The 1,008-nt window shown below is 40.0% G+C and carries 1 protein-coding gene; it reads right to left on the reverse strand.

Features of this window, described 5'->3' with window-relative positions; all coding sequences use genetic code 11:
* Positions 1-875: IS110 family transposase (locus tag ISP07_RS20425; protein ID WP_209328719.1), on the reverse strand; the 875-nt coding region annotated here is incomplete at its 3' end.
* Between the last annotated feature and the right edge of the window lie 133 nt (positions 876-1,008).

Consider the following 1,008-nt stretch of genomic DNA (forward strand, 5'->3'; position numbering starts at 1 on the left):
AATAGTGTCTCTTTTTGTCGCATAACACTCTTGTTGTATCGTCCAGCAACAACGGCTGCCATATAAAGTTTGGCTCGTAATCGGGATGGTCCCGTTTTACTCAAAGTCGTGCGCCCTTTAAGTTTGCCTGATTCGTGAAATTTTGGAATTAAGCCACTGTAAGCACTGACTTGCTTTGCATTTTTAAATGTTTTGGCAGCAAAAAGGTAAGTCAGCTCTCGCGATAATACGGAGCCTATCCCAGGAATACTCTCTAAAAGCTTTCGATTGTTCTTTAACTCTGGATGACCGTTAATATGGTTATCAATATCTTTTTTAAGCTTTTCTATTTCCGACTTAAGTGCTCGAATCATCTCTTTTAAAGACGCTAAAACTCGCTCTGAAGACAGGCTGAATTCACTTGAGTCTAAGCGGTTTAACTCTCTTTGATAATCTGATTCCAGCGCATCTAAGCGCCGTAATAAAGCCTTGAGCTCCCGAACTTCAACGGCTTCTGGTAACCAGAGTTGCAAGTTACTTTGCTGCGCGTAACCATAGTTGGCTAACATACAAGCATCGGATTTATCCGTTTTATGCGTTAAATTGATGGCCTCTGCATATTTCTTAGCATTGCCTGTATTAACCAAATAAACCTTAAACCCCTTATCGTGTAATAAATACATCAGTGATTCATGATAAACCCCTGTAGGTTCAAGAATTATAACGATATTCTCTGGCGCTGCTTTGATATTGTTGAGTAGCCATTCAGCCAGCGCTTCATGACCTGCTTGTTTATTCTTAAATACTTTCGTTTTGCGCTTGTTGGTAGTCGCATCTATTAGCCAGCAAACGTCAAATTTGTTTTTACTAACATCTATACCTGTAAAATGCATCATCTCGATAGACTCCCCTTGTACATACAGCGTCAGCTTATAAAGTGCGCTTGGATACCATTCAGTTTATTGAGTGAAAGAAGCCAGGGTTTAATCTACAAAACAGCATACATTTGCTAAGGTCGTGCTCAAACTC

The organism is Pseudoalteromonas sp. PA2MD11 (genome assembly GCF_017808125.1).
Classification (GTDB): Bacteria; Pseudomonadota; Gammaproteobacteria; order Enterobacterales; family Alteromonadaceae; genus Pseudoalteromonas; species Pseudoalteromonas simplex.